A 22962-nucleotide genomic window follows, 5' to 3' on the forward strand; every position below is an offset into this window, starting at 1 on the left:
GCAGGACAGCAACGAATATGAATAATCGCTTTAGTTTTTTTTGGGTTGCAGGCGTTTTACTGATGCTCGGACAGCATGAAGCCAGCGCTGCCGGCTTTAAGCCTTGCGGACTGGCGGAAGTGCTGGCCTATGTCGGAACGACCACGCCGGCGCTGGCGGGGAAAACACCCGCCAAAATTGCTGATGGAAAGACAATCCCCGGCGAACAGACGGCGAAGTTTCCGCCCGTAGCCGATACCGCTACGGCAATAACGAATGCGTCGAAACTTTCGACGATTGCCCTACCGTCAGGAAAAACCTCGCTGCAGGAGTTGACGCCGGACGAGATCGACGCAATAGCATCCAAAACATTCTATAACTTGTTTATTCGCCCGCCAATTTATACGCCGACCAATCAAGCGCCCACAGAGGCGCAAGTGACGAGATTGCCGGGTACTTTGGCCGGTGACCGCTGTACCGCGCCGAGCAAAGGGAGTCCGGGTTACGATGCGACGCAGAAAAAAACTCAAATTATCGGAACGACGGAAACCAGTTATTTTCCGAGCTGTGAGTCGTATTTTAGCTTCGAAAACATCAAAAAAGCCCTGGATTTCGGCAAAACGCATCAAAATGCGGAACTCAAAAAAGCCTTTAGCGAATTTGCCTGCAAGCCGGGAACCACCACAACCGAGCGCTTGAGCGAAGTGGCGGCGTTTTTTGCCAATATCGCTCAGGAAACGACCGGGGGCGGCAGCAGCAACTCTCCGGCCTATACGGGAGTCGCCTATGCCTTTTCTTTTTTTCCTACTCCGAAGCCTCGTGTTTCGGGGTTTGCAAGCAGGGCGCCGTTTATAGGCGTCCGACTCAGCAGGAAATAACGGCTTCGAACGGTGAGGTAAAAAGCACTTGGTGGGCGTGCGACGCCGAGCCTCCCGGAAAAACCGCGTGGTTTGTGACGACAAATGATGCAACGAAAGATCAATATGCGAGTTCCTGTCCCGGCATGGGCATAGAAAACGGCGGTTATTTCGGCAGAGGCCCGAAGCAATTAACCTACGCCGGCAATTACGGTTGGGCGGGTAAGACGCTTTATCCCGCTACCCCGGATATCTTCCTTAATGACCCGAATAAAATTATAGCCGATCCGGTTATCGGTTGGGAGGCAGGTCTGGCCTACCAGCTTGTTTCATATACCGAACAGGGAACCACATATACCAAGCCGACTATGACGCAAGCGGTGAACCAGCAAGCCTTTACCGGTTTGAACTATAACAATGACGTCGGGGATTGGGGGTTCGGACAAACCATCAACGTCATCAACGGCGGAGTCGAGTGCGTGACGAATGTGGAATCGGACGATACGCGCGTAAAACAATTGGGCCGGTTCAATAACTATATTGAACTGATGGTGAGGTTCGGCGTCGACATCAAAGGTGTCACTGTCACAAATCAAATTCCCGCTGACGCCAAGCTTGCAACGAATGCCGCCGATCCGAAAAACTACAGTGTAGACGACTTAAAATACAATATCTATTTAAGAAGAACCAAGACCAGCGGCGATTGGGGAGAGGTTCTATGGATGACCGCGCCGCTGGCGGATCTTTTCAACGATAAAAAGTCCGTTCCCTGGGGGCCTTATTACCTGTATTACAACGATCCCGAAGAAACGCGGGAAGTTCCAGCCGCTTCCAAACTGACGCCGCCAGAATCAAAGTTTACATCTGCTGCTAATATTGCCGAACGCGTCGATTGCTGGGGGTATACACCGTACAATAAAGCGACTAAAAAAGCGGCCACCCAATAAGTTGTTGCTGATCCGTTCGTTATAATCGCCGGCGGGAAGCAGTTTCGCCGCAGATGAATGGACTCCGTGATGGTACGCAAGAGTGTCCCGATTGATTTTTTTACCTTGATTGCTACTGAATACTACGGGCAAACATTTACACGTTCTTCGATCAGTTGTTTGATCCGCCAACTGTACGCTATGGACCGGAAGTGTTGTAATTCACTGGATTTTTCGCAAGAAAAACTTCATACAAAGCGGCATCGTAGCTTGGGCCGCTCGGGGTTGCCTCGGTGGGAATACATGCAGAGACAGTGGAGCTTCTCGACCGGGCGCACCGTCAATACCTACCTCACCCGCCGGCATCAGCACCCGTTCGCGCATACCGGTCCAGCAGAAGGATTTTTTATTTGGAATGTCAGAGTCGAATCCCAAGCCATTATCGCTCACTTCCAGCAGGTAATCGCGCCCACACCGTCGCATCATGACTCCCACACTGCTCGCGTAAGCAGAGCGAATGATAATGGTGAGCGATTCATGGACGATACGAAATACAGCAATTGACCGGTCTTCGTCCAACCTGATGCTTTTCTCGTCAACATGCAACCGGCAAGAGACGACGCCGTTAAGCTTGTTAAAGTCACCCAGCGGCCATTCGAGAGCCGATTGTATACCCAGGGCAATCGCGCTATGTTGATCAAAAAATCAATAACTTACGATAATGAAATTTTTAATTTGCTTGCTACGGAATGACTTTGCATTCTAATTGAGCTTAAAACGTCGTAATTTTTGAGATTAAATCTAAAAATTCGGTTTACTCATCATAAATAGCGAAACATTACAAGCGCAATGATTGCTACCAGTTTCTAAAAATCAATACGTTAGCGCTGCAACATAGCACGATTGCCCTGATTGTATACCCATGTCAAGCACCGCAGGCCATAGTTCGGACGATAATTACGCATCTCATGGATGGTTTAGTCCACCAGCCCTATCGAACCCTGTCAGTGTTCCAATAGCGCAAGAGACAGCTGTACCTCACCGCGTTTTCGACTAGAATACCGCGTGGCTAGAAGTGAAAACTGCTGCAAGCGCAACAATACGCCTACCCATTTGCCAACTTGACCGCAACATAATCGTGACTGACTCTGACTCCGTTTTTTTTCCGCCCGAATGGGCGCATCAATACGCCGTACTGCTGGCCTGGCCTTACGCGGAGGGCGATTTCAGCCCATGGCTCATGGACGTGGAGCAGACTTATTTACTGATTGCCGCAGCCGTCAGTCAACGCCAGAGACTGATCATAGCCTGCCATGACGAAAAACTGCAGCAGCGCGTTGAGCGGCTACTGGACGAACACGGCATACAGGCGGACAGAATCGCGTTAGTGGTGCTGCCCTACAACGATGTTTGGGTTAGAGACACCGCGCCGATAACGGTAGACACCACCGATGCGGTCCGCTTTCTGAATTTCCGTTTCAACGCCTGGGGCGGTAAATACGAACATGCCGACGATGCGTCATTGGCGGGGCGCCTGCATGCTTCGGGAGTCCTGGGCAGCCACCCGATTCAGCACATCGATTTCGTTCTCGAAGGCGGCAGTCTGGAAACCGACGGGACCGGCACGCTGCTGACCACAACGCGCTGCCTGTTGAACCCGAATCGCAATCCGGGACTCAATCAGGCGCAAATCGAACAAAAACTGAAACACTATCTTGGGCTGAACCGCATCCTTTGGCTGCAGCACGGCTATACCGAAGGCGACGATACCGATGCGCATATCGATACCCTGGCCAGATTCGCCCCGAACGGCGCTATTCTCTATACCGCATGCGACCGGCATGACGACCCTTTGTATATCGAACTCAAGTACATGGAAGCGGAATTACAGGCGCTACGCACCGAGGATAATTGCCCCTACCATCTGGTGGAGCTGCCGATACCCGGCGTGATTGCCAGCGAAAACGGCGAGCGGCTGCCGGCAACCTATGCGAACTTCCTGATTATCAACGAAGCGGTGCTGGTTCCGGTCTACGATGACGACCCGGCGGACAAGCTGGCGCTGGAGCGTATAGCCGGCTGTTTCCCTGATCGTGAAATCATTGCAATACCGGCAACGCCGTTGATCCGTCAATACGGCAGCATACACTGCATGACCATGCAGTTCCCAGATTTTCAACTGGACGGCTAAAAAAAATGAGCAAGCTACTGAAAGCAGGTATTATTCAGCAGGCCTGTAATAGCGTCAGAGAAACCAACCTGGCCGTTTCGATACGCGGCATTGAGGAAGCAGCCGCCAACGGCGCAGATCTGATAATGTTGCCCGAATTGCACTGCGGCCCCTATTTCTGTCAAACCGAAGACACCGATAACTTCGATCTGGCCGAAACGATACCGGGACCCACTACGGAAATTCTTGCCGCAACGGCGAAACGACTGGGCGTAGTGATCGTCGGTTCGCTGTTCGAGCGCCGGGCGGCCGGCCTCTATCACAATACCGCCGTGGTGCTGGAAAAAGACGGCAGTCTGGCGGGTAAATACCGCAAAATGCATATCCCGGACGATCCCGGCTACTATGAAAAATTTTACTTTACCCCCGGCGATCTGGGCTTCACCCCTATCGATACCTCCGTCGGCCGCCTCGGGGTGTTGGTATGCTGGGATCAATGGTACCCGGAAGCGGCGCGTTTGATGGCGCTGGCCGGCGCGGATTTACTGCTTTACCCTACCGCCATAGGCTGGAATCCCGACGACGGCGAAGACGAACGGCAACGTCAACGCGAAGCGTGGATCACGGTGCAGCGCGGCCATGCGGTAGCCAACGGTTTGCCGGTGCTGGCCTGCAATCGCATCGGTCATGAACCGGACCCCGGCCCCAACAGTCGCGGTATACTGTTCTGGGGCGGCAGTTTTGCCGTCGGACCGCAAGGCGAATTCCTGGCGCAGGCCAATACCAGCGATACGCAAGTGCTGATGGTCAATATCGACCGCGAACGCTCGGAACAGATGCGCAGAATTTGGCCGTTTCTGCGCGACCGCAGAATTGACGCCTACCAGGGAACAATACGACGGTTTATCGATTAACGGTTTCTGCAATTTGATATGGAGAACTAAAATGACCCAGCTTACACCCTACGAAGCCACCCAGGTCGCGCACATTGCCGCCTGGAAAGCGGAACTGCCCAGCTATGCCGGCAAGGTATTCGAGGTAATACGTTTTCCATTCCGCAAAATCGCCAGCACGACAGTGCATGCTGCAAAAATACCGGCGCTGCTGATTCGGCTCGCGAAGCACATGAATACCGAACACGACGCGCGCGAGATTGCACGCCGCGCAGGTGTCGCCAATATTTCCGATCTGTACGATAAACCGCTGGAGTTCTGCGATAGCCTGGCAAAAAACGTCAGCGTCAAAGCCGAGCGTGAAGCCATGATACAAGGCGTCGCCACCGGTATCGGCGGATTGCCAACCGAACTCGCCGCGCTGCCGCTGACGCTGCGCGCATCATTGCATTCCGTGGTGCGCATCGGGCACTGCTATGGCTTCAGCTTGAATGCGACGGAGGACTATCTTTATATTCTGGGCATCATGGAGCTGGCGACCATCGACGACCCGGACCAACGCCAGAGACAGAGACAACGGCTTTATGAACTGTCCGAAGCAAAGCGCAAACGCCTGCAAAAAAACCAGCCGGATGTCGGCGTCGACGATTTGCGCGGCAATCTGATCGAGGGCATAGCGGAAGACATAGCGTGGGAGTCAGTTCCTGTTTACGGCGATTTCGCTTCCTTCGCGATCAGCAGCCTGGAAACGCATCGTCTCGATTTCACCGCGCGCCGCGTATTTCAGGAACGCCGCCTGCGCGCCCAGGGTAAAGTAAAACGGATTATGCCCGCCGCAACACCGCATCGTCATCCGATAACGCGCGATGCCCTTTACCTGGGCAAGGAAATGATCTATGTAAGCAGTTATGGCTCCGCTTTCATAGTGGCGCTCCCTGTCGTGGCGATCGGCGCCGTCGGCGCGCGACTTTTGCCTCGCCCTATCGTGCGCGGACTCAGCGATGGACGTAAAGACGGCTATGCCGCGGCGTCGGCCGCACATGAACGGGGGGCGGATCAAACGGAAATTGCATCCGCTCCGATCAACGAGGCTGCGCCGGCCTGAGAGCCGCAGCGGAAATGCTGGTTTAATTCTTCGACCGGCTCGGCATGAACGGAGAATTGTTGTTTCCGTTCGTAGAGAGCCTTATCGGACCATGATCGGAAACGCTTTATTCAGCGTTTCCCCAAGGAAGGAATGTCTCCCAACTTGACGGCAGCCCTTTTAACCAAGGAAATCAACGATGCGCTTACTATTGTTATCTTTGATATTGACAGCATTGACATGCTCCGCCTGCAGCCGGGGAGGCGTTAGAGGCGGCGCCCACACAGAGACTCCGCAAGCGCAAGCCGTTGTCCCGGTTCATCCGGCCGGCGTCGTCTGGGTCAAGGATTTTGCGCTGGATTTGAGTAATTTCAAGTCAGAGCAGGGCATCATTAATTCCATTGCCATAACTTCCCGTCTGCAGGATATCAGACGCGGCGACGCACAGGAACGGGCACGCGGCCTCGTCGATCAAATGTCCGAGTCGCTGGTCAGCGATCTGCGCAAAGCAGGATTTACCGCGCAAAGGCTACCGGCCAACACCCCTCCACCCGCCAGCGGCTGGCTGATTGCGGGCGAATTCAGTCTGGTGGATGAGGGCAATCGTACCCAGCGCGCGGTTATCGGCATGGGGCAAGGCAGTTCTCTGGTCGATGTCGATGTCGCAGCCAGCGACCTGCAGAAGCCCGACGCGCCGTTTGCTGTGTTTACCACCGTCAGCGACCCCGCGCATAAGCCTCCAACCCCCAATCCCTACGCCATGGCGGCGCGTTTTATACTGGAAAAAAATTCGACGGGGCATGATGTAGAGCATGTCAGCGAGCAGATCGTCAACGAACTGGCGGCGATACAGAAAAAGGCGCTCACCAGTCCGCATTGCGGACTCTGTCCGCAATAGCCGGACGGACAGATACGGCGTTCCTGGGCACGCCCGCGCCGAGCGGCAATGCCGTTAAGTAAAGATACAACTCAACGTTCCGGCAGGGAATGCCGGACAAACTCGTCCGGAACGACAAGGACGCACGAAGTGCGGGGCGAAGCCCGAAGAACCGCAAGGATGAGGTGAGCAGCCCCCGACGTTCCGTTCAAGGCAGCTTGTGAAGTAACGTCCTTGTCCACCTGACTCCGGCAACCCCTGCCGGTATAACCGCTTAACTTAACGGCATTGCGCGAAGCCGGCCGGTATTGCCGAACCAGTCTGAAATTATGCGCCAACCATGCCCGCCAACTGGACAACAACGGCATAACGCGCCGCCTTACCGGCCAGAATCAGCAAGGCGGACAATAGAAGCGGCAGCCTTAGCCATCCGGCGGCAAAGCAGAAGGCATCGCCCGCTACGGGCAGCCATGACAACAACAGCACCGGCGCGCCCCACCGCCTGACCCAGGCTATACCCTGGCGTTGCCGATCGTTCATTACACGATCGGCCGGATATTTGCGCGCGACCCATAACCCCAGATACCAGGTAGATACCGCGCCCAGCGTATTACCCAGCGTTGCGACTACAATCAACCACGGCGCCGAATAATCCTGAATGGCCATATAGGCAAGCACAGCTTCGGAACCGCCCGGTGCGACGGTCGAGGAAACGAAAGCGCTCATAAAAAGGCCGATATAAGCCATGCCAGCATCGGTAGTTAATGCTTCAATCATTGCAGCTATTTTATTCGGTCAGCCTGTAGCCTGAAAAGACCGTCATACCGGCAGGGACTCACGTCGGGCTGACCTGCCCGACGCTCGCGGTAAATGCAAATCCGCTTCAGGCGGAATTGCGTCGTTCTCCGGTCGTTAAGGACGTTGCTCCGATACCAACCCGGAATCCGGGGTTTTCCGGAAAGACGCGGTTTTAATTCAGCAGAATAGCTACCCACTTTAACATCGCTATCAAATGCGCTGGCGCGGCATGCCGATATGGTAACCCTGCACATAATTGATGCCCATTTCGCGCAGCATGAGCAATATATCTTCATCTTCTACAAACTCGGCCACGGTGCGTATGCCAATATCCTGACACAAGCGGGACAGATTGTGGACCAAGGCGCGATCTATTTTTGAATTTAAAATATTACGCACGAAGACGCCGTCTATTTTGACATAATCAAAACGCAACTCTCGCAGATAATGAAACGAATTGTAGCCGCTGCCAAAATCGTCCAGCGCAAACGCAAAGCCTTTATTCCCCAGATCGTTCAGAAATTTGCGCATATTGGTCATATCGCCTATGGCATCCCGTTCAAGGATTTCGAATACGACCCGATCCGGCGGTATCTCCAGTCTTTCACACAAACCCTCTGCAAAAGCGAGCACATTACGCCCCTGGATTTCCTGCGAAGAAAGGTTGATGAACAACTTGCTGTCCGCGTCTTCATTGAGACACGCTTTTCTCGCTTCCAGCGCCTGCCTGATGATGGTACGGTCCAGCTCGCGCCCCAATCCATACTTTTCTATGGTTTCGATAAATACACCGGCAGATACGGTATCGCCATCTTCCTGACACAGACGCGCCAGCGTTTCATAAGCAAATACCTCACCACTTTGACAATCCACTATAGGCTGAAAATAAGGAACCATGCGGTTCTGCTGCAGGGCTACACGCAATTGCTCGACATAATCGCGCGTGGCGCGCGTTATCTTTACCGCCTCATCCATGGCGTCCAGAGTACAGATGCCGTCCTTCCCCATTTGCTTTGCCCGGTACATCGCCACGTCGACGCCGGCCAGCAAGTCGGATTCGTTGTTCGCGTCAATTGGAAAAGTGACGATACCGATGGAAACCGTCAGATGATAACGCTTGCCGTCAGTCGATTGAAGCGAGGTTTCACGCAATGATTTTCCCAGGATTTCGGCTACGGTCGCAGCGCCATAGCGCCCGGTTTCCATCAGGATGACGGCAAACTCATCGCCGCCGAGCCGGGCTGCCAGATCGCCTTTACGCGTATGCTGCAGCAGGATACGCGCAACCGCGCGTAACGCTTCGTCGCCAACCGGATGACCGTACGAATCGTTTACGTCCTTGAAATCATCCAGATCCAGCAGCAGAATGGAAAACTCGTGATGGTGCCGGTCCGAACGTCCGACTTCATACTGCACCAGGCTATTGAAATAACGGCGGTTGTAGAGTCCGGTCAATGGATCGTGCGCGGCGTAATATTCCAGTTCGCCAAGCGTGCGCGACAACACTTTGCTGGAACCCACCACCATGACCATCACCGATAAAATCGAACGGATGACACTTTGCTCCTGTGGCGTCAAATTGCGTTCAGAAGCGTAGGCGACACCCAGCAGACCGGCCAGATTAAGCGCATGGTTGGGTATGGAGACGGTAAGCATTTCAATCGCGTCCATGGAACCCAGCATATCTTTCCGGTCAATCAGAAACTCTTCGATATCCAGCGGCGCATCGACGGGAAGCTGCAGGCTGACCAGCATCTGGCGCGCCAGCTTATGCTGCGCGGCCTTACGCGTCGCAGGAGAATAATTGCCGAAATAGTAGAGATGGAGCGCGAGACCGTGTTCTTCTGCAAAGGCTATAAAAAAAAAGTTAAATGGAAATATGCCGTGAAAATCGGCGAGAATATGCTGTACGAACTCTTTCCATTGCGAAATGTTTTCGTGCGACAGGATAATACTCTCGAGTACCTGGCTCTGACGCTCAAGCAAATCCTTTTCAATCAACGTTAGGGACAAACGGCTGATGGTCTCGTTGAACTCACTCATCAAGCCGCGGACATACTCGCCATTTTTGTTCCATTGACGGTTACGCTCGTTAAACAGCCATTGCAGGCTGTTATCGAGCCTGGAACACAAGTCTTCCGCCTTGAGCATGGACTCGGTGCGTGTCACCTCGTCTCCATGTACTACCGCGGCACGCAAATCCTGGCTGATTTCCTGATGTATGTTACGCACCAGCTCAAAAACGCCGTGACTGAAAAACCTGGAACGTGTTTGACTTTCCAGTAATGCGGCGAGACGGTCCAGTACGCGCAAACGCAATACTTCTATTTCATCGGGTAATGCGGCACTCATGTACGCGGTTCCGCAAACACACCGCCCGCCTGCAGGATATCGATGCCGCACTCGAGTACTGCAAGCCATTCCAGAAAATCGCTGACGGCTGCGCCGCGATAAACCGGCCCATGCTGGGAAGCGATCATGGAGATGTCCAACCCGGAAATATTTTCCAGCCAAAGGCGGATAGCCTTGTTCGAGCACATGTAGCGGCGATGGAAGCCGCTGACAAAGGGCAGGTGGGCTTTAAAATCGTCCACAAACGCTTCGTCCTTGTCCAACGGCAGCATGGCCGCGCCTATATCACCGCTAAACAGAATTCCGGATAAGGGATCGTAGGCATTGATCTGTCCTTCCGAATGCAGAAAATGAGCGGGAATGATCTGCAAATCAAAGCCTCGCGTAACTTCCAGCTTCATACCCGTATCGGGCACGCCGATGAAACGCCCCATATCCTTGAGACCGTAGTGAGGTAGAAACCGCATCCAGATATTGGAAACATAAATCGGACACTGCGTGACCTCCATCCAGGTGGAAAGTCCGCCGACGATATCCGGGTCCTGATGCGAGAGGACAATGCCGCGTATCTGCTCCGGGCGCAGGTAACGCAACAATTCCGCCAGCACCCGCGGCATCACGCCAAATCCGCCCGGATCGAACAATACACCGGCTCCGTCGTGCATTACCAGATACTGATTGGAACGCACACCCTCTTCTTCACCCGGCTCGCTTTCGTTGAGCAAAACGAAACGATGACCATTTTCATTGAATAACTGAATATTGCGCATCTCAACTCTCTATAATTATTATTCGTTGCCGCGACGTTTTCATTGGTCCACCAATCCGGACGTCGAACAGAGTTTTTGACGGTAGCCGCCTAAAAGTGGATACTACCCACCATGTATTATTAATGCAATTGTCATGATATTTCTATATATCAATGTACCCGCGCCTCCTCGTTCGTATTTTCGGCATGCCATCACCGAATAAGGGAATCAGTATGCTAGTAAAGTTCCGCACCTCGCTGGCGCTCTGCACTTTTCTCGGGTTACCCGGAATGGCCTCGGCAGAGGCGCCCCCCCCGGAAACTGTCAAGGATGAGGACGTATTCTCGGATTTGACGCCCTATCAGCGCGACAGAATTCAGGTGATGCAGGGAAACACCATCTGGAGTATTGCCCGCGTGAACCGCCCCCAATCGGCCACAATCGAGCAAATGGTGCTGGGGCTTTATTTTTCCAACCCCGAAGCATTCGCCGAACATAACATCAGCCGGCTCAAGGCAGGATCGCAACTGATCGTCCCACCGGCTATCCTGTTTGCGCAAATATCACCCGCAGACGCCAAGGAATTGCTGCGCAAGCTTCGTTCGGGCGCGTCTTACGATGCAGGCAGGATATTACATTTCAAACAATCCGGGCAGACATCGCCACGTCATCCCAGCAAAAATGAAGCCAGGATACCTGCAACAAACAGAGAAGGGAGTGCCGCGGCGTCTACGGACGACTCCAAATCCACCCCGGTCATCGAAATACACACAATGCAGCCTTCCACGCCGCAAGAAGCTGCTCCGCAGATACAGCCCGATAAAGCGGCTTCACCGCCTGCTCCTTCGCTAACACATGAAACAGCCGTCATTCAGATAGAACAGCGCACGACTGAACCGACGACAGTACCGGCGCCGCAAAGTGCGGAGAATATCAGCGCTGCTCCGCCCTCCGTATCCACAGTAGCAACGCCTGCCCAGGCAACGCCGGAGGTTAAGGAGACCACACCGCCGTGCACCACGGAAGATTGCCGACTGGCGCTAAGCAGGGATGCGGAAAGCCGTTTGATCGCGATACAAAACGAAATACAGCAACTGAATGCGAAACTGACGCCGCAGCAACAGTCCCAGGCCGCTTTAAGCACAGCGCATGAAGCGGCTAACGAAAAAACCCCTGGAAACGATGAGGCTGCGCCCGTAACCGGCTTTAACCATTTGTTAAAAATATGGAAATCCATAAAAGCGCTGGACCCGGTTACGCTGGCAAGCATCGCTGCAGTCGGTGTTTTATTGGAAATGGCAGTGCGTGCTTTGATTAAACTGGCGCTTACACTACGCAAACGCGCCGTAACAACTGCAACCTCTCCGGACACTGCGCCAAAATCCGGGCAAAATTCGGCGTCACCCGAGCAACGCGCAGTCGCGGCGGCGCCAGAAACAAAACCGCTTCCTGTCGGGCCGTCTCCGGGACGATTTGAAACGGTAGTGCTATCTTCAGATGATGAGCTATCGCCCTATGCCGACATCCCGGAATTGGGCTACGCGAATGCTGCGTCCATCGGCGAAAAAAACCGGGAGTATTCGCCATATCACGACGACAAGTCAGCGATAAAAGCGAATCAGAAACCGGCGTTTTATGACGCGGCTGAAAATATCGATCCACCGCCTCTCAGAACCTCCGTTGTCGCAGAACGGCCAGATCAAAAAAAGCCTGTCTCTGCTGTTGACCATAACAACTATGTGGATGACGATTTAGGCTTGGATTTTGGTTTGCAGGACGGCAAGCAGAATAGCAAGCATTGAACACCCGGTCCGTAATCGGACAAAAGTATTTGTTCTCGCAGCTATTCTGCTGCCGGGTTGATTACAGCATTATCAGGAGGAAATGTGTTGGCGCTTCGTTTTTTTTTATTACTGATAATGGGATTGGCAACTTGTATTGCGCCAGGCGCGGACTACCCTCCCCAGCTTCCGGGTGTAACCGCCAATAACACGATCGCTACTGCGCCCGCTCCCCCGGCATCGCAGGGCGATGAGGTTCATATTGTCATTGACACCTCGGGCAGCATGAAAAAAACCGACCCGAAAAACCTGCGGGTGCCTTCGCTCAAGCTGCTGGTCAATCTATTGCCCAATGGCGGCCGCGCCGGAGTCTGGCTGTTCGATACCACACAGGTTGCACTGATGCCGGTCAGCGTAATCGACGAGCTGTGGAAACAGCAGGCAACGCGCAACGCGCACAGCATAAATTCGCGAGGACTGTTTACCGATATCGAAACGGCTATCTCTTCTTCGAGCAAGACATGGATACAGACGCCCGAAGCGCCCGGTCATCGGCACTTGATACTGTTGACCGATGGCATGGTCGACGTATCAAAAAACAGCCAGGAAAGCGTCGCATCGCAGGAGCGCATCGCCAACAAGCTGATACCGGAATTGCAGCATGCGGGCGTCAAAGTCTATACCATTGCGCTATCAAAACTTGCCGATCAGGCATTAATGCGCGACCTCGCCGTCAAAACCGGCGGCTGGTTTGAGATAGCGGACAATGCCGAGTATTTACAGCGCGCATTCGTGGAGTTATTCAACAAAACCAGCAGGCGGGATACCGTGCCGCTCCAGGGCAATCATTTCAACATCGACGCCAGCATAGAAGAGTTTACGGTACTGGCGATGTTGCGGCGCAACGCGCCTGCAAGCGCGTTGATTTCGCCCAGCGGCAAAAAAATAAGTTTGCGCCAGCATCTGGAAAATGTGCGCTGGCTGCATGAACCGAGCTTCGACCTGATAACCATCGCACATCCGGAAGTCGGCGTCTGGACCCTTAAAGCCGACATGGACCCGGCCAATCAGGTCATGGTGGTTACCCACCTCAAAATGGAACAAGCGCCGGCGCTGGACAACTTCACGCCCGCAGGCAACGTACCCGACATTGCGGTGCGCTTCACCGATAAAAACCAGCCCATACGCGAAGACCGCTTCCTTTCGCTGATAAGTGTGCATGCGGAACTAAAAAAGGGCGATTTTACCGCCCAATCGCTGGATTTGCTCAAAACAGACATTAATGCCGGACGCTTCAGTGCGAGTTTCAACGGCGAGATTGCACCCGGCGAATATACCCTGATGATTTCGGCTGACGGCAAGACTTTTCAACGCGCCGTCGAACAGAAGTTCAGTGTCCTGGAAAACTTTCTGAAAATAGAAACCCGCGACATCATCGACAACGGCGCTCCCAAGCTATTGGTCGAATTGACGCCCGAACCCGGCCTTAATCCGGACAGCCTGCACATATCCGCCAATTTGACGGTGCAAACCCAGCAAAGCCTGAATCCTGTGATCGAACGCAGCGGGAACGTCTGGCAAATCAAATTGCATGCGCCGGCACCCAACGACCATTGGCTGATTAATTTCAACGTCAGGCAGAAATCCGCGGACGGCAAGGAAAACACGCTTGCCGTAAAGCCTTTGAAAATCGACGGCAAACCGCCGGTCGAACCACCACCGCAGCCACTGGCAGCGGCGCTTCCCGCAGAACCGTCTCCGCCGCCCCAGCAGCCGCCCCAGAATTTAAAGCAGAGCTGGCAAATTTCCGGCTTGCTGGCCGTTGTCATCAATTTATGCGCAGCCGGTTTCATCTGGTGGGGATACAAACGTTCTCAACGCAGACGCATGGCTGCATTGGAAGCACTGAACGGCCGCCTCAAATAAAGGCGCCCTTGGAGAAAACCTATGGCAGACCTACCAGCAAGCACGATAGCCGTTGTTCAGAATAACAGTGGTACGCTAAGCGAAACCGTGCTTTCGTACTTTACGCACCTGACTTCCGGCACCAGTCTGACGCCGCTGATGTGGATACTTCTGACTGAACTTCTGCTCTTGGGTATAGGAGGCAGCCTATACGCGATACGTCTGGTCCGGCTTCGCAGAAAACAAATAATCTCCGCCGTTTCGCAAATGATCGAACTTTATACGCGCGGGAAAGACACTCGCCGGGAATTGCGGCAACAACAGATCGAGGATCTGTTTCATTTCAGCCCGGAAAAAGCGGCGCAGGCAAGCCTCCAACTGCTGGAAAACGAGCAGGCGTTTTTAAGCTCGCTTACCCATACGCTGAGCCATTGGGATATGCGGCGGCTGTCCCGCATCCATATCGAGTTCGGGCAATTCAACGAGGAACAGCTCATTGCGCTGGCCTCCATGCTGAAACCTTCTACGTCCGTAGATGCGCCGCAGGACAATAAGACTGAAAACGATGGCGTAACATCATTGGAGAACCCCGGGCTCGGCAACGAGGATATCGATCTGGTCATCCCGGACTCAAACGAAATGGAACTGCTGTTCGGCGAGGAAGAACATGACGATCAACCGGAGGATATGATGCTGATGCTGGATGATGATATAGAGAACGTTATGGACAAGTCCCCGCAAAAAATCACGGGGGATAGCGGCGCGCTGGTACTGGACTTACCCGAAGACGAACAAGGCGGGTTCAACAGGCGTGACCGGCTTAGTCAATCCGTTACCGAACCGCCGGCAAGCAAAAGTTGATACGTCTTATCCAAAACCGTCACTGCGCGCGCTATAACGGCTTGCCCGTGGCCGTCAGTATCTTGCGCCGCCTCAACCAGCAAACGCGCGCTCAAACATAAACGCAACACGCTCACCGGGATTGCGTTTATAAAACCGCAGGGTACCGGCTGCCCCAATTCGCAACGCGCCGTTGCCGCCGGACGACCGCCCGCTTGCGGTAAGCGCAGTTGACGATAAACCTGGGCGGTTTCCTCCCGCGAAAGCGGTGCTTTTTTTTGGACGTCTCCGGGATGAAATAGTAAAAAAGGGAAAATGGTTTGCCGGCTATCCCAGGAATCGACGTTCAGCAAAGGCGTGCGCTGCAGCGGCGGCGGCGGCAACCATTGCCATTCGCCCCAACGCTCGGTGTGGGTGCTGATCGCCGCCGAAAAACGATCGATAAATGCGGCGACCAGCGTTTCAGGAATGGCGCAAAAGCGCCTGAACTCTTCCAGGGCCGCCTCCAGCCTGAGCAGCAAACCGAAATTGTGCAGCCTGTTCAGGTAACGCGCGGCAACCCAGCCTTCCGGCCAGTCTACCCGGCTTGAATATGCCGCCAGCTCCGGCGGAGCCGGATGCTGCGCCAGACGCGCGGCTGCGGCGCGCGGCAGCAACAGCATGGCCGAAAACGTAGGCCCGCTTAAAAACTTGGAGCCGGTCAGCGCCACCATGTATCCCTGTTCGAGATAAAAGCGCAACGTGGCGTTCGATAGCCGAAACTGACAAGCATCGACCATCACATCCAGCCGGTCGCGATGGTGCTGATACAGCGCCATCACGCCTGACGGCGATGGCGCCATGATGCCGGTTTTCGAAACATCTATCGGAATCAGCAGCACACGGCAACCGGCCCGGATGGCCTGCTCCGTTGCCTCGGTCATTTCCGCATCGATTTCATCCAGCGAACGCAGATTACCGGATACGTCGCGCAGGGCGATATGGACTATTGCAGGCGTAATTGCGGTTGCGACCAACGCAGTATCCGGCTGCACCGGCGCGCCGAAAATCGCGCAACTACCGAAATGACGGCCTCGCAATGCAGTCGAGACTCCGCTTCCGGTCTCGGTCGGATCCACCATGATGATAACCGAAGGCGTTTGCTGCGCGCTGCATAGCCATAGGGATGCCAGCAAATGCAGGTCCGTACCCGAAGCCGAAAAGATACACTCCAGACCGGGTAAATCGTCCAGACGACTCATACGCAAAAACTCCTTGCGTATGCGCTCCAGCTCCGCACCATAAAGCAACTCCGGATCGGTTCCGGCATACAGTGCCTGAACCAGCCGCTCGCGTAATGCGTCGGCGGCGGCGAACGCGGTGTCTGAAATAATCGACGCCGTTGATGATCCGAAGGCCAGCAATTCCGCATCAGGGCGATAAGTACAACCGTAGCGCGTAAAACCTGTTGCCGGATCGACGACCACGCGCGCATCGCCTCCCTGCTGCAATAATTGCTCAGTTGCCGGGAGCAAGGATGCCACCGGATGCTTGAACGGCGCAGTCCGAGCACGCACCATGCTGCCGGATCTTGCAGGCATGCAACGAATAATCGCTTGCTTATCGCCCGGCATGCCTGTCGATAAGCATCTGGCGAAATGCATCGAACAACTTTCTCATGACCGGCTGTTTATACGGAAACAGGTCGACGGGGTCCAACGCATGCACCACCATGGCGGTATCCACCTCAAACAGCAGCAACTTCCCGCCGGCAGTCTCCGCGCAATCCATCGCCAGATAATCCAGCCCCATGCGAGCATTTATGGCCTGAAACGCTTGCGCATGCCTCTGGGCGAAAGTTTCACCGAAAGTCTCCATAGCGGCGGCCTCCTCATTGCGTTTCGCCTCGCTATCCTTCATACCGGCGTTGTTGTAATGAACCATCCAATTTTCGGAAATTGCCAGATGTGCAATAAAAGGATGTCCATTAATCAGCGCAATGCGGTATTTTCGGTACAAACCGTCGCTACCTGCATAGTCGACAAAATGGGAAATATAAAACTCATTGCCAGGCGCTTCATCCAGGTAAGCTTGCAGTGCGGCGGCGGTGTCAATACGCTGCAAATATTGGCCGGCATGTGAATCCAGCGGCCTGATAATAATCGGCCATGTCATGTCACCGGCAAAACCGGCAAGAGCGGCCTGCCCATTCGACACCTCAAGCAATTGCTGCCGGCTACAGCGGACCGATGAGGGTATTTCCACGCCCGGCGCGTTAGCCAGCAAACGGCACACTTTATCTCGCGACAAGCGTGTAATGCGTTCGGGAGGGTTGATCACCGGTTTTATCCAGCCAGCCAACAGCGGCCCTATCGCCTCCAGCAACGGAACATTGGCTCCGGACTCGCCTATCGCGACAAAAACCAGATCATGGGAGGGAATATCGTCACCGGTCAGGTGTTTTCCCGGATTTAAATACAACAGGTCAACCGAAATATCGCTGTCTTCCAATAATAACTCAACCGGCGTATTGGCCATCAAATCCCCCGGCCCCAACAACACCAGCAAACGCAGGCGCGCCGGCTGCCGCGCGCTGGGTATCCGGTAAAGCGACTGGGTAGCCAGCGCCGATTGCTGCAGGGTCAGCCCCAAGTCCCTGTTGGCGATCATGAACATCAGCGTCGCTACATCCATTACCGCATTGGCATCGTTGGCGTTCTGTACGGCGCGCTCGATCAGCTGCACCGTCAGAGCCTGCAAATCGTCTCCCGCAAACAAACGGCGCATCAACCCTCCCAACCCGATCAGCGGCGTGGGTTGAGACGCGTTACCTACTACGTTTAACATGGTTTCACTCATGATTCCCTCAGTGTCGTTTGTCCAGAAAACTCCCGCCCGAACTGAAGTGTGGCACACAATAGCGCGTCCAGATCGTCGGTGCGGGTGCGGTGATTTACTATGGCTACGCGTATCGCTACATTTCCCTGCAGCACAGTAGTCGACGGCGCTGCAACCCCGGACTCCTGCAAAGCAGTAGCTATGCGGCTATTCAAGGCGTTGCCGTCCCCGTCAGTGCAAAAACGGAAACAAACAATATTCAAGCCGACCGGCGCAAGCAGCTCCAACTCCGGATGCCCATCGATTGCGGATGCCAGATAATTCGCCAGATGGCATGTATTCTCCATTACTTCCGCCAACTTACGCGTACCGTAGACCTTAAGCGTAAACCATATCTTGAGCGCTCTGAAACCGCGCGATAAGTCTGGCCCGAAATCGCAAGGCCAGGGCGAGCCGGCGGCCAAGCCCTGTGTCTCGCGCTTTAAATAAGCAACCGGCGCGGCAAATGTTTTATAGTGCAGATCGCCGTTTCTAACCACCAGGCAACCGGCGTCATAAGGAACCTGCGCCCACTTGTGAAAATCGAATGCTATGGAGTCGGCGCGTTCGATCCCCTTGAGCAACGGCGCCAGCGTCTCAGACATTTTGGCCAGCGCGCCAAAGGCGCCGTCTATATGAAACCAAAGCCGGTAGCGTGCCGCTATTTCCGCTATCGCGTCCAGATCGTCTATGGCGCCAATATCGACGCTACCGGCTGTTCCCACGATCAAAAACGGATGCAGCCCCGCTCTCCGGTCTTCGATAATGGCGGCTTCCAGCGCGCCGGCCTGCAAGCGGTACCGGCCATCCACCGCGATTTTACGCAAGGCTTCGATGCCGATACCGGCCAAATCCAGCGCCTGGGCAATACTGGCGTGCGCAGCTTCCGATGTATAGGCCACCAAACGCGACCCGGCTTCCCCCAAACCGTTGCAGCGAACATCGACCCCCAACGCACGGGTACGCGCCACCACCACAGCAAGATAAGTAGCCATTGAAGTGCCGGTCACCAGAATACCGCTGGCGGATTCGGGAAACTCGAACAGCCCGCATACCCAGCGCACGACTTCGCGCTCCACTTCTACGGGTATCTGGTTGCGTCCGCCAAGGTTCGCATTCAAGCCCCCGGCCAGCATTTCCGCCAGCATGCCGACTACGGAGCCGCCGCCATGCACCCAGCCGAAAAAACCGGGGTGCGTGTTCCCCACCGCGTATGGCGCTATCGCCGTCATAAAAATGCGGTGCACTTCATCCAGTTCCGTGCCGGTTTGGGGCAACGGCTCGCGAAATTGCATGCGCACGGCTTCGGGCGGCGCTTGCCATACCGGACGATCACGGGTATGTTCCAGGTAATCCAGCATGTCATCCAGCATCAGGTGCGCCTGCAAGCGCACCTCATCCCAATCAGCCGGATCAAGCGATTCGTTCGACCATTCAGTCATGCTGTTTGCGGCTTTTACTGACTATTACGGCATTATTCGGCATAACTGAAGCGCGCCGAGGGATCAATGGCCCATATCGTAGTGAATTCTGTTCATCGAGAGGGGTTCGGCATAACCCCTTTCTCCCTGCGAATAATGTCCATAAGTAAAGAACGCGCCGGTAGAAACATCGACGATACAAGGCAGGCAAGCCAGCAACAAATCCAGAAACAGATAAGCGCCTGGGTCGAACTGCGACTCGATCTGTTTACTGCCCTCCTGAAGACCGTTATGGCAATTAATCTGTAAAGGGCTCCAACTCCTGCGCACCGACAGGGTATTGCTCAACGGATCATTGGAAGCGTTCGTCCATACCCCTTGTCCGTTCTGGGCCTTGCATAGGGTCGCGGAAGACACGTCCACGTCCTGCATGCGCGTTTCAATCATCAAAGACTCATCCCCGCCTCTGAATACAGTGGCGCACCCGTTAAGCAATGACAGTATCAACAGTGTGCAAGCAAGCCTTGTGCGCAGCATGACGTAACTCCGATTTGACCGAAGCTGAATTATCATACGCGCCATTGCACAAAGCAACCAAACGCGCTAAATTCTCGAAATGCGCGTTGCGCCGTTTTAGACGAGCGCAGGGAGCGCGCAAACCTTCACAAAATACCTCATTACAGGAGCTTGATTATGAACAAGCGACGCGCTTTCAACATTTCCGTTTGCTGCGGACTGATACTCGGCTTCAACGCCGTTTTGAACGTCAACGCCTTTGCCGGCCCGCCGGTGCCAATGGGTCCGGGAGCAGCTGGCGGCGCTTGGGCCGCAGGAGCCATGATCGGGGCCGGTGCCATCCAGAACGGCGGCGCGAACGGCTCCGTCACAGTCGGCGCCCCGCCTTCGAACGGCAGAAACTGCCAGGAGATTTCACCGACCTACACCACTAATAACGCATGCGGTACCGGCAGTTACACCTACTCCACCGGTTCCACCGGCATGCAGACCATGCCGGCGCAAAACATGACGCCCCAGCAGCCGCAACAGTAAAACGGAAACCGGACCGCCCCTTAAAGCCGTGTTTTCAGTTTAAGGGGCCGCCCGGATTAGCCATGCTTAAAGATCAAGCTTCTCCCGCAAAGAAAAATATACTGTTGACTTAAGTCCTCCGCGCTGAACCTGTCGAGGTAGGCACGGCCTCACAGTCAATGTTGGCGTCCGCACTTTCAGCACGGCTAACGATGGATATAGGACCGATAAAAGTAGTTTTGGCGGATGAAAATGCCATTTTCCGGGCAGGAGTCAGCCAGATTCTGTCTGAAAATCCGCTTTTTCAAATAACCGGTTACGCCAGAACCGCACTTGATGCGGCACATCTGTTCAGAAATCTGACCTGCGACGTACTGATCACCGATATCGGGCAAAGCGGACGCAACGGAGTCGCCATGCTCGAACACATAAAAAAGGAGTACCCTATGGTGCAAATTCTGGTGCTCACTCAACTTTCGGAAAAGTTATATGCTGTTCCGGCATTAAAAGCCGGCGTTTCCGGCTTTATAAGCAAGGACACCAGCCCTGACGACCTTATCAAGGCGGTCAGTCAGGTCTCCACCGGAAACAAATACCTTTCTCCATGGCTGGCGCAGGATCTGGTAAGCCGTCTGAACGGCACTCATCGGCCCATTCTGCATGAGACCTTATCGGCGCGGGAGATGCAGACGCTTTGCCTGATTGCGGGAGGGAAAACCGTCGGACTCATTGCGGACGAGCTCAACCTTTCGGTAAAAACCGTCAGCGCTTATCGCAGCAGACTGCTAAAAAAGCTCTCTTTGACCAATAATGCCGAACTGATACGCTATGCCATCGACCATGACCTGGCTTGAATCCGCAGCAAAACCGAATACCGGATAACTCCCAACCCTTGACAGCGATTTCTATCCGGATACCGACAGAGAAAACCTTGCGGCTTGTGCCTTCCGGTGCTAGCATTAGTTGATTTGTTATTGCGTGTTTGGAGCAAATGGATGACTGAGACAAAAACAGCACCGCAGCAGGCATCGCCGTTCAGTTTCGAGCCCTATCCGCTGGTTGCGGGCGAGGAATACATGAATGAGGCCCAGGTTGAGCATTTTCGCAATATACTGAAAACATGGAAGGCCGATCTCATGGCGGAGGTTGACCGTACCGTGCATCATATGCAGGACGAAGCGGCAAACTTTCCCGACCCGAACGACCGCGCGACGCAGGAATCCGAATTCAGCCTGGAACTGCGTACGCGAGATCGCGAGCGGAAGTTGATCAAAAAAATAGAAGAATCGCTCGAAACGCTCGAGCACGGCGAATACGGCTTCTGCGAAACCTGCGGTGTGGAAATCGGCATACGCCGTCTGGAGGCCAGACCCACTGCGTCCCAGTGTATCGATTGCAAGACGCTGGATGAGTTGCGCGAAAAACAGCTAGGCTGACGGCATCCAACTCGGGACCCCCTTCTGTCCGGGCAGAACACGGCAAACCGGAAGTCACCGGTCTATCGGGGTCGGTTCGCGCCCTCGCCGACCGGGCCGCTGCACATCGGCTCAATGTTTACGGCTCTCGCAGGTTTTCTGCAGGCGCGTTCGCAGAACGGACTATGGCTGTTAAGGATAGACGATCTCGACGCGCCGCGAACCTTTCCCGGCGCAGCCGACGGCATACTGCAAACGCTGGACGCGCTGGGATTGCAATGGGATGGCGCCGTCGCCTATCAAAGCAAGCATTTGCCGTTATACCGGGAAGCCCTCGATCTACTGGATAGTAAGGGTCTGCTCTATCCCTGCACCTGCTCCAGAAAGTCGCTGGGCGAAGCTCAGCCTGTGCGGCAAGAAAACTCGTCCGCTCCGGAAACCGGTCCGCGCCCTTATCCCGGCTTTTGCGCACTGCGAAAGCAAAACCCCGACTTACCACATGCTTTACGCGTCAAAGCGCGTGATACCATCTCGTTTATCGACCACTTGCAAGGGCCGCTCAGCTATTCGCTGCCCGACACAACCGGGGACTTCATATTGCGGCGCAAGGACGGCATCATCGCCTATCATCTCGCCACCGTTATTGACGATTATCATGCGCAAATCACTGAAACCTTGCGCGGCATCGATCTGCTCGATTCTACTGCCTGCCAGATTCATTTGAAAAACCTGCTGGGCATGCCGGTTGGCGATTATCTGCATATTCCGGTTCTGGTTGATGCACAGGGGGTCAAGTACAGTAAACAGACGGGGGCAACTGCTGTCGATAGCGGAAATCCGGCGCAATTGTTGTTGCAGCTGTTGGCGCTGTTGAAACAAAATCCGCCATTGGAATTATCGGATGCTTCGGCTATGGAGATCTTGCGTTGGGGGGTTGCGCATTGGGATATTGATCAGCTTCGCAATATTGCAGCGATTCGATATCCGTAGGTTTAACTGAGGTTTAATTGCTGGCAATTATTTAGCGTCC

At 54.4% G+C, this 22962-nt stretch carries 21 protein-coding genes; 14 read left to right on the forward strand and 7 right to left on the reverse strand.

What is annotated here, in order from left to right; translation table 11 throughout:
- Positions 1-17 precede the first annotated feature (17 nt).
- The 7 genes from F6R98_RS22160 to F6R98_RS15655 all read left to right on the forward strand — a co-directional run bounded on the left by F6R98_RS22160 (position 18) and on the right by F6R98_RS15655 (position 6807).
- A complete protein-coding gene (locus tag F6R98_RS22160) occupies positions 18-857 on the forward strand; it encodes a hypothetical protein (protein ID WP_228124912.1) in 840 nt (279 codons plus the stop codon).
- A complete protein-coding gene (locus F6R98_RS15635; protein WP_228125255.1) occupies positions 854-1783 on the forward strand; it encodes a chitinase in 930 nt (309 codons plus the stop codon). The genes F6R98_RS22160 and F6R98_RS15635 overlap by 4 nt, the downstream gene beginning before the upstream one ends.
- Before the next feature lie 69 nt (positions 1784-1852).
- Entirely contained in the window at positions 1853-2326 is a 474-nt protein-coding gene (locus F6R98_RS21685; RefSeq protein WP_194269973.1) for a hypothetical protein, read from the forward strand.
- A 574-nt stretch (positions 2327-2900) separates the two neighbouring features.
- Positions 2901-3953, forward strand: coding sequence for an agmatine deiminase family protein (locus F6R98_RS15640; protein ID WP_194269974.1), 1053 nt, complete (start codon positions 2901-2903; stop codon positions 3951-3953).
- A gap of 5 nt (positions 3954-3958) precedes the next feature.
- Positions 3959-4846: a carbon-nitrogen hydrolase gene (locus F6R98_RS15645; RefSeq protein ID WP_153249849.1), complete on the forward strand. Its 888-nt coding sequence runs from the start codon at positions 3959-3961 to the stop codon at positions 4844-4846.
- Positions 4847-4877: 31 nt separating this feature from the next.
- Entirely contained in the window at positions 4878-5930 is a 1053-nt protein-coding gene (locus F6R98_RS15650) for an EcsC family protein (protein ID WP_153249850.1), read from the forward strand.
- Between the two features lie 178 nt (positions 5931-6108).
- Positions 6109-6807 (forward strand): DUF4410 domain-containing protein, encoded by a 699-nt coding sequence (locus tag F6R98_RS15655; protein WP_153249851.1) that lies wholly within the window; start codon positions 6109-6111, stop codon positions 6805-6807.
- 306 nt (positions 6808-7113) lie between these two features.
- Here F6R98_RS15655 and F6R98_RS15660 read toward each other — a convergent pair whose 3' ends face one another.
- The 3 genes from F6R98_RS15660 to F6R98_RS15670 all read right to left on the reverse strand — a co-directional run bounded on the left by F6R98_RS15660 (position 7114) and on the right by F6R98_RS15670 (position 10706).
- Positions 7114-7563 carry a YqaA family protein gene (locus tag F6R98_RS15660; RefSeq protein WP_228124913.1) on the reverse strand — a complete coding sequence of 150 codons (450 nt, stop codon included), beginning with the start codon at positions 7561-7563 and terminating at the stop codon, positions 7114-7116.
- 231 nt (positions 7564-7794) lie between these two features.
- Positions 7795-9936, reverse strand: coding sequence for a putative bifunctional diguanylate cyclase/phosphodiesterase (locus tag F6R98_RS15665; protein ID WP_153249852.1), 2142 nt, complete (start codon positions 9934-9936; stop codon positions 7795-7797).
- Positions 9933-10706 (reverse strand): oxygen-binding di-iron domain-containing protein, encoded by a 774-nt coding sequence (locus F6R98_RS15670; protein WP_153249853.1) that lies wholly within the window; start codon positions 10704-10706, stop codon positions 9933-9935. Before F6R98_RS15670 ends, F6R98_RS15665 begins: the two co-directional genes overlap by 4 nt.
- Before the next feature lie 212 nt (positions 10707-10918).
- Between F6R98_RS15670 and F6R98_RS15675 the strand changes: the two genes are divergently transcribed.
- The 3 genes from F6R98_RS15675 to F6R98_RS15685 all read left to right on the forward strand — a co-directional run bounded on the left by F6R98_RS15675 (position 10919) and on the right by F6R98_RS15685 (position 15232).
- Positions 10919-12487 carry a FimV/HubP family polar landmark protein gene (locus F6R98_RS15675; RefSeq protein WP_194269975.1) on the forward strand — a complete coding sequence of 523 codons (1569 nt, stop codon included), beginning with the start codon at positions 10919-10921 and terminating at the stop codon, positions 12485-12487.
- Between the two features lie 117 nt (positions 12488-12604).
- On the forward strand, positions 12605-14392 hold the full coding sequence (locus F6R98_RS15680) for a VWA domain-containing protein (RefSeq protein WP_228124914.1): 1788 nt from the start codon (positions 12605-12607) through the stop codon (positions 14390-14392).
- A gap of 21 nt (positions 14393-14413) precedes the next feature.
- A complete protein-coding gene (locus tag F6R98_RS15685) occupies positions 14414-15232 on the forward strand; it encodes a hypothetical protein (protein WP_153249856.1) in 819 nt (272 codons plus the stop codon).
- Here the strand turns inward: F6R98_RS15685 and F6R98_RS15690 are convergent.
- From F6R98_RS15690 to F6R98_RS15705, 4 genes are all read right to left on the reverse strand, one after another.
- Positions 15196-16791 (reverse strand): hypothetical protein, encoded by a 1596-nt coding sequence (locus F6R98_RS15690; protein ID WP_153249857.1) that lies wholly within the window; start codon positions 16789-16791, stop codon positions 15196-15198. The genes F6R98_RS15685 and F6R98_RS15690 overlap by 37 nt on opposite strands.
- Before the next feature lie 19 nt (positions 16792-16810).
- The gene (locus F6R98_RS15695) at positions 16811-18037 is read right to left on the reverse strand and encodes an ATP-grasp domain-containing protein (RefSeq protein WP_153251098.1); all 1227 of its coding nucleotides are present in this window, start codon (positions 18035-18037) and stop codon (positions 16811-16813) included.
- Between the two features lie 8 nt (positions 18038-18045).
- Positions 18046-19509 carry a pyridoxal phosphate-dependent decarboxylase family protein gene (locus F6R98_RS15700; RefSeq protein WP_153249858.1) on the reverse strand — a complete coding sequence of 488 codons (1464 nt, stop codon included), beginning with the start codon at positions 19507-19509 and terminating at the stop codon, positions 18046-18048.
- Positions 19510-19572: 63 nt separating this feature from the next.
- Entirely contained in the window at positions 19573-20025 is a 453-nt protein-coding gene (locus F6R98_RS15705; protein ID WP_153249859.1) for a hypothetical protein, read from the reverse strand.
- A gap of 156 nt (positions 20026-20181) precedes the next feature.
- Here F6R98_RS15705 and F6R98_RS15710 point away from each other — a divergent pair, with 156 nt between their 5' ends.
- The 4 genes from F6R98_RS15710 to gluQRS all read left to right on the forward strand — a co-directional run bounded on the left by F6R98_RS15710 (position 20182) and on the right by gluQRS (position 22922).
- Entirely contained in the window at positions 20182-20538 is a 357-nt protein-coding gene (locus F6R98_RS15710) for a hypothetical protein (protein WP_153249860.1), read from the forward strand.
- 191 nt (positions 20539-20729) lie between these two features.
- Positions 20730-21371 carry a response regulator gene (locus F6R98_RS15715; protein ID WP_194269977.1) on the forward strand — a complete coding sequence of 214 codons (642 nt, stop codon included), beginning with the start codon at positions 20730-20732 and terminating at the stop codon, positions 21369-21371.
- A 141-nt stretch (positions 21372-21512) separates the two neighbouring features.
- Positions 21513-21953 carry an RNA polymerase-binding protein DksA gene (dksA, locus tag F6R98_RS15720; RefSeq protein WP_153249862.1) on the forward strand — a complete coding sequence of 147 codons (441 nt, stop codon included), beginning with the start codon at positions 21513-21515 and terminating at the stop codon, positions 21951-21953.
- Positions 21954-21977: 24 nt separating this feature from the next.
- Positions 21978-22922 (forward strand): tRNA glutamyl-Q(34) synthetase GluQRS, encoded by a 945-nt coding sequence (gene gluQRS, locus F6R98_RS15725; RefSeq protein ID WP_153249863.1) that lies wholly within the window; start codon positions 21978-21980, stop codon positions 22920-22922.
- The last annotated feature ends 40 nt before the right edge of the window (positions 22923-22962 follow it).

Source organism: Candidatus Methylospira mobilis (assembly GCF_009498235.1).
GTDB classification, from domain to species: Bacteria; Pseudomonadota; Gammaproteobacteria; order Methylococcales; family Methylococcaceae; genus Methylospira; species Methylospira mobilis.

Excerpts from the sequence above, each read along its gene's own strand:
- F6R98_RS22160 (WP_228124912.1), top strand. The coding sequence starts at position 18 with ATGAATAATCGCTTTAGTTTTTTTTGGGTTGCAGGCGTTTTACTGATG.
- F6R98_RS21685 (WP_194269973.1), top strand. The coding sequence starts at position 1,853 with ATGGTACGCAAGAGTGTCCCGATTGATTTTTTTACCTTGATTGCTACT.
- F6R98_RS15645 (WP_153249849.1), top strand. The coding sequence starts at position 3,959 with ATGAGCAAGCTACTGAAAGCAGGTATTATTCAGCAGGCCTGTAATAGC.
- F6R98_RS15650 (WP_153249850.1), top strand. The coding sequence starts at position 4,878 with ATGACCCAGCTTACACCCTACGAAGCCACCCAGGTCGCGCACATTGCC.
- F6R98_RS15655 (WP_153249851.1), top strand. The coding sequence starts at position 6,109 with ATGCGCTTACTATTGTTATCTTTGATATTGACAGCATTGACATGCTCC.
- F6R98_RS15660 (WP_228124913.1), bottom strand. The coding sequence starts at position 7,563 with ATGATTGAAGCATTAACTACCGATGCTGGCATGGCTTATATCGGCCTT.
- F6R98_RS15665 (WP_153249852.1), bottom strand. The coding sequence starts at position 9,936 with ATGAGTGCCGCATTACCCGATGAAATAGAAGTATTGCGTTTGCGCGTA.
- F6R98_RS15670 (WP_153249853.1), bottom strand. The coding sequence starts at position 10,706 with ATGCGCAATATTCAGTTATTCAATGAAAATGGTCATCGTTTCGTTTTG.
- F6R98_RS15675 (WP_194269975.1), top strand. The coding sequence starts at position 10,919 with ATGCTAGTAAAGTTCCGCACCTCGCTGGCGCTCTGCACTTTTCTCGGG.
- F6R98_RS15680 (WP_228124914.1), top strand. The coding sequence starts at position 12,605 with ATGGGATTGGCAACTTGTATTGCGCCAGGCGCGGACTACCCTCCCCAG.
- F6R98_RS15685 (WP_153249856.1), top strand. The coding sequence starts at position 14,414 with ATGGCAGACCTACCAGCAAGCACGATAGCCGTTGTTCAGAATAACAGT.
- F6R98_RS15690 (WP_153249857.1), bottom strand. The coding sequence starts at position 16,791 with ATGCCTGCAAGATCCGGCAGCATGGTGCGTGCTCGGACTGCGCCGTTC.
- F6R98_RS15695 (WP_153251098.1), bottom strand. The coding sequence starts at position 18,037 with ATGTTAAACGTAGTAGGTAACGCGTCTCAACCCACGCCGCTGATCGGG.
- F6R98_RS15700 (WP_153249858.1), bottom strand. The coding sequence starts at position 19,509 with ATGACTGAATGGTCGAACGAATCGCTTGATCCGGCTGATTGGGATGAG.
- F6R98_RS15705 (WP_153249859.1), bottom strand. The coding sequence starts at position 20,025 with ATGCTGCGCACAAGGCTTGCTTGCACACTGTTGATACTGTCATTGCTT.
- F6R98_RS15710 (WP_153249860.1), top strand. The coding sequence starts at position 20,182 with ATGAACAAGCGACGCGCTTTCAACATTTCCGTTTGCTGCGGACTGATA.
- F6R98_RS15715 (WP_194269977.1), top strand. The coding sequence starts at position 20,730 with ATGGATATAGGACCGATAAAAGTAGTTTTGGCGGATGAAAATGCCATT.
- dksA (WP_153249862.1), top strand. The coding sequence starts at position 21,513 with ATGACTGAGACAAAAACAGCACCGCAGCAGGCATCGCCGTTCAGTTTC.